Source organism: Pandoraea terrigena, from assembly GCF_902459705.1.
Taxonomy (GTDB): Bacteria; Pseudomonadota; Gammaproteobacteria; order Burkholderiales; family Burkholderiaceae; genus Pandoraea; species Pandoraea terrigena.
In genome coordinates, this window is the sequence record NZ_CABPRU010000012.1 from 176,178 (window position 1) to 186,136 (window position 9,959).

Sequence of the window (9,959 nt, forward strand, 5' to 3'; positions counted from 1 at the left end):
GCGAAAACTAAGCGCAAACACTCCCCCGGACTTTCCCGATGCTTCGACGCATTCAGCGCGGATGGCGATGACAGACATCGCGTAATACGCCGCGTAACCGCGTGTTTCGCGCATCAAGAACGTGCCGTCGATGTCGCCTTTTGAGGGCTCTGCGCCGATATTTCAAATTTGAACAATTTCGACATCATGCATTCGACGCGCCACCGTGCGGAGGCAACGTCGGCGATGTCGCGTACGGATACGAACATGCACGACGGCGCGCGCCGCCGACAGCGCCACGATGATCCATCATCGTCGTCATACTCCAATATTAATTCGCACTCCATTTTATTGATCGATTGCGAAGTGTGCCTTCGGATACCCGCGGACGCCCTACCGTCACGCATGACCCAAGGGCTTTACAAAGTCTTACAAGATCGGTCGATCCAAATAACGCAACTTGCGTCAAACCTCGTGTCAGACATCAATCAACCTATGCTGACGAACGGCGCTATGAACACCGCGCGACACCCCCTTTGGACCGCGCGTCGACCGCGCATTGAATGTTCGCCATGCCCGCACCGTCAGCCACCGTGTTTATGAACGGCAGGCCATGCCTGCGAATTTCCGGGGTCCGACGCCCCGTTTGAAGGAGCCACGCGTCATGAAAACTACACAACGATGGATCTCGCACCTCTCCCGCTCGGCCGGTCCGGTGCTCGTGGGCGCCGCCTTGATCGGCACGCTGGCCGGTTGCGCCGGCATGACTCCCCGCGAATCACGTAATACGGCCGTCGGTGCCGGTGTCGGCGCCCTTGGCGGTGCTCTCATCTCCGGCGGCGACCTCGGCACGACCGTGGGCGGTGCCGTCGTCGGCGGCGTGATCGGTAACGTCATCACCGACGATCGCCGTCGCCGCTGATCGGCGCCGCCGTCATCAGGCGCCACGCATCTCGCCCGGCATCGCGTCGCGAGAGCGTTGCCGCCGCCACTGTCCAACGAACCAGGAGAAGCGCGACATGACAGATCAACCGACACGCCACCAACGTACGCTCCGGACCCTCAGGATCCGGCGTATCACGCGCCGGGCGCTCGCTGCCGGTGCGCTCAGCGCCGCTGCCGCCCTGGTGTTCGTCGCCATGCCCGGCTATGCGCAGTCGGGAGCGCCGATGACCGGCGTCGTGCCGACGACGCGCTCTGCGCCGGCACCGTTACCGGGTCCGGACTATGGCGACGCAGCCGATCAGAACGCGGCGCTCGGGCTGTACCTGCAACGCTCGTTCGACGCCATCGACACCAATCACGACGGCAAGATTGACCGCAATGAATGGTCAACCTTCCAGCACAGTCAGCTGCAGGCGCGTCGTGCCACTTTCGAGCGCTATTTCAAGGCGGCGGACAAGGACGGCGACGGCTATCTGAGCCGCACGGAAACGGCGGCCGCCGAGCCGTTCCTCGATCAGCATTTCGACCTGATCGACGCCAATCGCGACAGCAAGCTCTCGCCCGCGGAGATTCGCGCCTACTTCCGCCGCTACTATCACGAGCGCTCGCAAGCCGACGCGGGCACCACCAAGCCTTGAGTCCCCCGTTCAGTCGCACAAAAAAAATACGCCACGGCATGCCGTGGCGTATTCGCTTTCCGTTCCTGTGCACCGTGTGTCACCGCTGTGCACCTGGCGCAAGCATTACACGTGGAAGAACTCGGCGATCATCGCAGCGCCGAGGAACGTGCCGGCGTTCGCGAGGAACGACACGACCACGATGCGCCAGCCGAGGCGACGGAACGCCGGTACATCCTTGGCAACCGACAGGCCGGCGTAGGTCAGCATCGGTGTGACCAGCGACAGGAAGTTGATCTTGCCGGTGAACTGCGCGACGACCGGTGCGAACGGGAAGGCCGGTGAGGTCAGGAACATCGCAATGAGCGACACCCAGCATACGGCGGGCACCTTGCGACGCGTGGCGAAGTACAGCGCTTCGCCCACGATCACGGCGCCGATCAGGATGACCATGCCCGGCACGCCATCGAGGAATGGCGTCTTGAAAGCAATGGTGTTTCCGACCAGTGCCAGCGCGCCAGAGAACACCCAGGCGAACAAGCGCGCACCGAAATTCATCTCGACGGTATGCGCCGTGCTCGCTTCCTTGAGTTCCTTGGCGGCTTCGACGTCGGCCACGGCAGCGGCGTCGGCGTTGGCACGACCCCGGCGGCTCATGCGCCCCAGCACCGGCTCCATGACGCGGTAACCCCACACCGCGAGCGGCAGCGAGATGAACAGCGTGAAGTACGTGCCGACGGTCGTCGTGATCAGGTTGGATGCGGCGGCGAACGTGGCCACTTCCTTGGCGACTTCCGGTGTTTGCTGCGCGGCGATGGCCCCGGCGGCGGCGGCCATCATCGAGCCCGAGCCCACCCCGGCGCCCATGGCGAGCGAATGGGGGTGGAACAGGTTCAGGCTGGCGACGAAGCCCGCGAACAGCGAGATGAACACCGCGCCGAACACCGTGCCCGTCAGGTACTCGGCCAGCACGCCACGACCTTCGGGCGAATCAAAGCCGTACTTTTCACCGATGATGGCGAGGCTCGGCTCACGGCCGACCGAAAAGGTCGCGCCAATGGCTTCGCGCTTGATGCCGAGCATCAGGGCCACGGGCAGACCGAGGATGATCGTGCCCACGAAATGGCCGAACTCCTGGAACACGAGCGCCCAACCGGCGGCCACCAGCTTGGGCAGCGAGCCGCCCACGAGCAGACCCAGCTTTGCCACGAACAGCAGCAGTGCCGGTTGCAGAATGGCAGACGCCTGATGCTGCATCGACAGGTTGATCTGCGCAAAACGCGGCAGGCGCGCTTGCGACAGGCCCAACGCCGCGCCGAGCAGCAACGCCCAGACCATCGGCAACAACACGATCTTGCCGTGACCGGCATTGATGCTGATCGCCCCGATCAGCTCCGCGATCACGAGAATCACGATTGCCCAAATATATAGGCGCACGCCATCACTGAAGGCGCCCCCGTGCGGCTTTCCCGCGCTTTTTTCCATGACTGCCATCTGGGTCTCCCCTGCACTTGCTATTGAACCGGTCCGGTACCGTCCGGTGGACCGGAAGGTGTACGAACATTTCGGTGGTTAAGGAAATTCGGCACGCCATGTCGACATGCCTCGGTGACAGCAACAGCGTTCCGCGCCGAACCACCCGAGGGCGGGATTATACGCGGTCAAAAACACCGTTTCGGCCCCGAATCTCGCAGGCTGAAACGGCTCGGTCCCCAACGCGGCCTCGCGACCGGCGCACGGCCTCTTTCTCGCTCATCGACGTGCCGTTCCCAACCACGGAACGCGGGATGACAGTCCATGCCTGCGGCTTGTCGTCGGCATGCCGATGACTGACCGCGGGCCGGAATCAGACGTAGCCGAACGGCGTGGCCGGGTTGGCCGCAGTCTCGACCCACACACTCTTCGTCTGTGTGTACTCGTACAACGCCTCCACGCCGCTGGAGCGGCCGTAGCCGCTGTGGTGGTAGCCGCCGAACGGCGACGCGACGTTGATCGTCTTGTAGCCATTGATCCAGAAGGTGCCGGCATTGACCTGCGCTGCCACGCGGTGTGCGCGCGCAACGTCTTGCGTCCATACCGCACCGGCCAGGCCGAACTCGCTGTCGTTGGCAATCGCCAGCGCCTCGTCTTCCGTGTCGAACGGAATCGCAACGACAACCGGGCCGAAGATCTCGGTACGCGCCACGCCCATCGCGTTGGTCGCGTCGGCCAGCACCGTCGGGCGGACAAAGAAGCCGCCGTCGCTGCGCTGCTGCGAGCCGGCCGCCAGACGTGCGCCGCCCGCGACGCCCGCGTCGATCATGTTCATCACATGCTGATACTGCGTGCGGTTGCAGATCGGGCCGACTTCAGTGGTGTCGTCGAGCGGATCGCCCACGCGGATCTGCTGCGCGCCGCGCGCAAGCATGTCGACCATCTCGTCGTATACGCCACGCTGCACCAGCAGACGCGACCCCGCCACGCAGCTCTGGCCCGCGCTGGAGAAGATGGCGGCCTGAGCACCGAGGCACGCGCGCTTCAGGTCGGCATCGTCGAACACGATATTGGCGGACTTGCCCCCCAGTTCCAGCACGCTTGGCAGCAGGCGCTGCGCGGCGGCCGTGGCGATCTTGCTGCCCGTGGCCGGCGAGCCGACGAACACCACCTTCTTGACGACCGGATGCGAGATCGCCGCCTGACCGGTGGTGTGACCGAAGCCCGCAAGCACGTTGATGAGACCGCGCGGCACGCCCGCCTGCTCGGCGAGCGCGGCCACCACGAGCGAGCTGGCCGGGGTGAGTTCCGACGGCTTGAGCAGCACGCCATTGCCCATGGCGATGGCCGGCGCCAATTGCCAGCCGCAGGTAAAGACCGGGGCATTCCAGGGTGTGATCTGCAACACCACGCCCATCGCTTCGCGGCGCGTGTAGTTCAGGTGCGTGCTCGGCACGGGGATGACCTCGCCATAGAACTTGTCGGTCCAGCCCGCGTAGTACTCGAACATCTCGGCCACCTTGCCGACTTCGCCGCGGCAGTCGCGGATCGGCTTGCCTGCGCCGATCGATTCAAGCTGTGCGAGCGCTTCGGCGTTTTCGCGGATCTTGCTGCCGACGGCCTGCATCACACGACCGCGCGCCGCATGCGTCAATGCCCACCAGATCTTCTGTGCGGCTTGCGCGGCGTCGGCCGCCTGGGCGACGACGGCGGCGCCGGCGTCGCGGTACGTCAGCACCGCCTGCCCGGTGGCCGGGTTCACGATGTCGATGGTCGCTTCGCCCGTGCCTTCGAGCAGGTCACCATTCACGAACGAGCCGATGGTGGTGGCTTTGGGGAAGAACTTTGCAAATGCGCCGAGCAAAGCGGCGGCTTGTTGGTCTGCCATGAGAACACTCCGTGCGACGCGCCCCATCGGGCGCATCGAATCGTCAAACAATAAAATCAGATGCCGAGCCCTAGCGCCCGAGATAACGACACGCGATTACGCCTGGCCCGGCTCGATGAACTGCACGATGCGGTTGAAGTCCTCGTCATCGCCCACCGTTGCCGCGCTCGCGGCCCACAGACGGCCGGCCTCGGCAGAGAGCGGCCCCGTGGCGAGCGTGCCCGTCTGTTCTGCGAGGGCCATCGCCAGACGCACGTCCTTGCGCATGAGCTTCATCGTGAAACCGGAGTCGAACGCGCCATTGAGGATCCACGTCGGATAGTTGGTCTGCGTCACGCCGCTGCGGCCCGAGCCGGCGTTCACGCCCTCCAGCACCCGCGCCGGCGCCACGCCGGCCGCTTCGGCCAGGCGCATCGCTTCGCCGGCCACGACCAGATGCGCCGCGCACATCAGGTTATTGATCAGCTTGGTCACGTGACCGGCGCCCACGTCACCGATGTGCACACGCTTGGCCGACATGGCGGCAAGCACCGGCTCGATCCGCACGATGTCTTCCACCGAACCGCCCAGCACCATCGTGAGCGCACCGTTCAGCGCGCCCTTCGGACCGCCGGAGACCGGCGCGTCGACCAGCGCGATGCCCTTCTCGCGCAGCGTGGCGGCCAGCCCCCGCGTGCTGGCCGGATCGGCCGTCGATGTGTCGATGACGACCAGCCCTTCGCGACCGTTCGCGGCAATCCCGTCAGGGCCGTTCACCACCGCTTCGACCACTTGCGACGTCGGCAGCGACAGCACGAGGACGTCGGCTTCGCGGGCGAGTTCGGCAACCGACGCCCGCAGGCCGATGCCCGCGTCAGCCAAGGCGCGACCGGCGGCCGGCGACGGATCGAAGCCGAGCACCGTGAAACCGCCGCGCTGCAACGACAGCGCCATGCCGCGTCCCATGTTGCCCAGCCCGACCACTCCGATGATTTTCATGTTGACTCCAGATTGACTGCGAGGATGACGCCGCCCGCCAAAGGCCGCGTCGCATTGCTTCGTCAGCCGGACGTTCCGGCCAACGCTTGGGAATTCCCGGGAGACTCAATGCGGGTGGTTGACGAACTCCAGCACCACGTTGCCCGCAAACTCGGGCTCCACGACCAGCCCATGTTCGTTGTAGCCATAAGGCACGCCGTGTTCGCGCCACAGCGCCTCGACGTGGGCCAGGTCCGGCGCAAGCAGCGTGATGGCCACCGCGTGCGTACGCTCGGCCTGCGCCATCGGCAACCCGACGGCCGCATAACGCGCCTCGGCGCGCTGCGGCGAGAGCGCACGCAAGTGCCCGCAGCCGGTGTCGACCGCCGCGCCGCCGTCATAGCTGTCGACCTGTCGGTCGCCATAAATCCGCGCCCAGCGCGTGGCGAGCGCGCGCAGGGCCGCCACGTCCGGCGCCACGTACGTCACGCCGACGATGCCGGTCACGCCGTTCGCGTGCGCCTGCCACTCAGGCACCCAGATCAGTTCCGGGCGATGCTGTTGGCAGAGGAAGTTCGACGCGTCGCCCACCGCATCGTCGATGAACAGGCCCAGCGAGACGACCGCTTCGTCGGACGTGCCATCGGGTTTGCGCATCGCGCGGCGGAAATCGAGCAGGCCCTGCGTCGGCAGACCGGCCTGTGTGAGGTGCGCGTAGTCGGCGCGGGCATCCTGGCTGTGCAGGGCGACGAGCGAAACGCCCTCTTCGCGGGCCAGAAAGCGACCGAGATACCGGCCAAAGCAGAAGTCGCCGACCGCGTTCGTGCCGAACTTGCTGGCGTCGTCCACGCCGATCAGCTCGATGAAGTTGTCACCGAACATCATGAGCGACGTGAGCGTGCCCCACGGGTGATACGAGACCGGCGACGGCGAGAAGCCCATGCGCGCGTAATGCGCCAGCCGCCGCGGATGATCATGCACGGTGACCAGCGGGTGATCGATGCCGAATCGCGTGTTGCGCGGAGGAATCATCGGGTATCTCCGAAAAGGATCGGTGCCGGCCCCGGCATCCCGTGGGATGACAGTGCGCTCTTGTGCCTGTGCCGCGGCAAACATCGCGTGAAAACGGATGCGGAATCGGGCCACCGTCGGCGGGCCTCGCCTGGGTTCGTTGCCCGCCAATAGGGCCGATCCGCATGCTTTGCAGTGTGGATTGAAAAAAAACGACGCTCAATGACAACGCTTGAAGATTTTTGTTCTAAAAATTAGTCTTTAGGGTATGACACCTGCCATCAACGAAAGCCGTCTGTTGTATCTGTTCGAAGCCGTCCAGTGCGGCACCGTGCGCGCTGCGGCGGACAGGCTCGACATCGCCCCCTCGGCCGTCAGCCGCCAGATCGCCCTGCTGGAGGCCGAAATGGCGCTGCCGCTCATCGAACGCCACAAACGCGGCGTCCACTTGACGCAGGCTGGCCGACTGCTCATGGAGTATTACCGGGAGCAGCGCGCGCACCAGGAGGACTTGCTCGCCAAGCTGCAGGAAGTTCGGGGATTGCGGCGCGGGCATATCCGCTTGGCCGTCGGCGAAGGGTTCGTCAGCGATCTGATGGGGGCGCCGCTGCAGTACTTCTGCAAGCGCTATCCCGACATCACACTCACGCTGGACCTGGCGGGGACCAACGAGGTCATTCGGCTCGTGGCGGAAGACGACGCGGATATCGGGCTGGTCTACAACCCACCGGCCGAACCCAAGATCGTGTCGCGCGCGCAGATGCGCCAGCCGGTGCACGCCATCGTCGCGCCCGACTCGCCGCTCGTCGAGCGTTGGGACAAGACCGGGTCGCTCAAACTCGACGCGCTGTATGACGTGCCGCTCGCCCTTATGCATGGGGCCTACGGCACGCGCCAGTTGATGGCGCTGGCCGAGCAGTCGGAAAAGTATCGGCTGACGCCCGCCGTCACGACGAACTCGATTTCCGTGCTCAAGCATTTCGTGCGCGCCGGACTGGGCGCCACCTTCCTGCCCGCGTTTGCCGTGTCGCAGGAGATCGAGGCCGGCGAGCTGCGGGCGCTCCCGATCGATCACCCGATTCTCAATCGTGCCGAAGCGCATCTCGTCACCCGTGCCGGCCGACGGCTGTCAGGCGCGGCCAACCGCCTGCTGACCCATTTGGAGGGCAAGATGGAAGCGTTCGGCGCCCCGGACTGACGCGACCGTCCGACCTCGCCCGGATGCGAACCAGGCCGCCGCGTCCCGACGTTTCGGTTGCTCGCGCGCAACAATCGGGGTACTAAGCCTTTCCCCGATGTTGCTTACCACGGAATTCGGATATAAAAGAAGCCATCCGGGCGATAAGCGCGTGTTGCTTCGCAGTTCATGAAATGCGGCGCATCGCGCGTCATCTCGCCAGCCGAATCTGGTTGTGCGGCCGCGCGGGCGCCTGTCCGGGTGTCACGCACCGCCGCCGACGCAACGCCAGTGGACTGCCATGTTGACGAACTCTGACGACCAGAGCGTGACGGCATCACTCGCAACCGCCCGCACACCTTTATGCGGCGCCTGTTGCCCAGGCGTGCTCGCTTCCCGACGCCTTGTCATTCGTAACGAATTTTCAGGTTTTACCGACGGCATCTCGGGTCGTCGTCACTGGGACGCTTTGCGACGACGACGGCCATAACGTTGCAAGAATGCGTGGGGCAAAACGCAACCTGGGGAGCAGACCATGAAAAAGAAGCTCATCGCAGCGAGCCTGCTTTGCAGCATCGGTACGTTCGCGCACGCGCAATCGAGCGTGCAACTGTATGGCCGCGTGGATGGCGGCTTTCAATTCATGAACCACCTGCAGGACGGCAACGGCGGCACCGCGTCGCGCTGGAGTGCCCAAGGCGGGGACTACGGCACGAGCCTGTTCGGCTTTCGCGGCTATGAAGATCTCGGACAGGGATTGCATGCCGTATTCAATCTGGAAGGCGGCTTCCAGTTGATGAACGGCTTCAACAACAATGGCTCGGGCTCGATTTTCGACCGGCGCGCGCTGGTCGGCTTCAATTCCCGCTCGTGGGGGCAACTGACGATCGGGCGAAACCTGTTCATCAGCAACGGCGTCTGGGACTTCGATCCGTTCCAGCAACAGGCCTTCTCCTCGGCGTCGCTCGTGCGCGGGCGTAACTGGCCGCAGGCGAGCAACACTGTCAACTATCAAAGCCCGAACTGGTACGGCTTCGACGTGGCAGGCCAATATGCGTTCTCCAACATCGCCGGGCAGTTCAACAACGGGCGAGGCATGGGGGCGCAGTTGACCTACACGCATGACCGGTTCCAGTTGCGCGCCTTGTATGACGAAATTCGCGACAGCACGGGGCGCTTCACCGATGTCTTCGCCACGTCGCGCGAGTACTTCGCCGGCGCGAATGTGTTCCTGAACCGCTTCACGATTTCACTCGGCTACACGCACATGTCCGCGCCGGACGCGCCCGCGCCCGACTTCGCCACGCGTGCCGACCATTACTGGGCCGGCGTAAGGTATCAAGCCACCCCGGTTTGGGCCGCGAATGCGGCGGTTTATCACGTCAACGTGCCGGGCGGCTTCGGCAACGCGACGATGTTCGAGGTGGGCACGACGTACAGCCTGTCGAAGCGCACGTTCCTGTATGGCACCCTCGCTTACGTGAAAAACAGTTCGAACCAGAACTTCTCGGTCGCGGCCATTCCGAGCGACTCGCTCGACAACCCGCCCGCCGGGAAAGGCCAGACTGGCGCCTATGTCGGTGTGTCGCATTCGTTCTGATCGGGCGGCGTAGCAGCGAGCCCCCGGGCGCAAGATGCAAAAAAAAAGCCGTCCGGCGCATTGCCGGACGGCTTTTTCCTGACGATAAGTAACGGGGCTTTCGACCCAAATGTATTCGGCCAATAACGCATCGATCATGACTGCGCGATGCGCGATCCGAATCGTCTTCCGAGGCGATCCGCGCTTTCCCCTTGCGAGGAAAGCGTCTTGCCGACTTCCTTAGAAGCGATACTTCGCCGAGATACCGCCACCCAGCGCGCTTTCGCCCTTGCGCACGCTGACGTTACCGCCCACGCGCACTTCCAGTTGCTT

The 9,959-nt window shown here is 64.6% G+C and carries 8 protein-coding genes; 4 read left to right on the forward strand and 4 right to left on the reverse strand.

All coding sequences use genetic code 11. The features are described 5' to 3' along the window. Positions 1–643: 643 nt before the first annotated feature. Both PTE31013_RS20615 and PTE31013_RS20620 read left to right on the forward strand, forming a co-directional pair. Positions 644–901: a glycine zipper 2TM domain-containing protein gene (locus tag PTE31013_RS20615; RefSeq protein WP_150614497.1), complete on the forward strand. Its 258-nt coding sequence runs from the start codon at positions 644–646 to the stop codon at positions 899–901. A 97-nt stretch (positions 902–998) separates the two neighbouring features. Then, the gene (locus tag PTE31013_RS20620; RefSeq protein ID WP_150614498.1) at positions 999–1,562 is read left to right on the forward strand and encodes an EF-hand domain-containing protein; all 564 of its coding nucleotides are present in this window, start codon (positions 999–1,001) and stop codon (positions 1,560–1,562) included. Positions 1,563–1,667: 105 nt separating this feature from the next. Here PTE31013_RS20620 and PTE31013_RS20625 read toward each other — a convergent pair whose 3' ends face one another. From PTE31013_RS20625 to PTE31013_RS20640, 4 genes are all read right to left on the reverse strand, one after another. Continuing rightward, entirely contained in the window at positions 1,668–3,035 is a 1,368-nt protein-coding gene (locus PTE31013_RS20625; RefSeq protein ID WP_150614499.1) for a DUF3100 domain-containing protein, read from the reverse strand. A 352-nt stretch (positions 3,036–3,387) separates the two neighbouring features. Beyond that, positions 3,388–4,902 (reverse strand): aldehyde dehydrogenase family protein, encoded by a 1,515-nt coding sequence (locus tag PTE31013_RS20630; RefSeq protein ID WP_150614500.1) that lies wholly within the window; start codon positions 4,900–4,902, stop codon positions 3,388–3,390. 96 nt (positions 4,903–4,998) lie between these two features. Beyond that, positions 4,999–5,946, reverse strand: a complete 948-nt coding sequence (locus tag PTE31013_RS20635) for an NAD(P)-dependent oxidoreductase (protein ID WP_281351844.1) — start codon at positions 5,944–5,946, stop codon at positions 4,999–5,001. Positions 5,947–5,985: 39 nt separating this feature from the next. Next, positions 5,986–6,891 (reverse strand): VOC family protein, encoded by a 906-nt coding sequence (locus PTE31013_RS20640; protein WP_150614502.1) that lies wholly within the window; start codon positions 6,889–6,891, stop codon positions 5,986–5,988. Between the two features lie 247 nt (positions 6,892–7,138). Between PTE31013_RS20640 and PTE31013_RS20645 the strand changes: the two genes are divergently transcribed. Beyond that, complete coding sequence (locus PTE31013_RS20645; protein ID WP_150614503.1) at positions 7,139–8,068, forward strand: LysR family transcriptional regulator; 930 nt, start codon at positions 7,139–7,141, stop codon at positions 8,066–8,068. Between the two features lie 514 nt (positions 8,069–8,582). After that, a complete protein-coding gene (locus tag PTE31013_RS20650; RefSeq protein WP_150614504.1) occupies positions 8,583–9,647 on the forward strand; it encodes a porin in 1,065 nt (354 codons plus the stop codon). Positions 9,648–9,959: the final 312 nt, after the last annotated feature.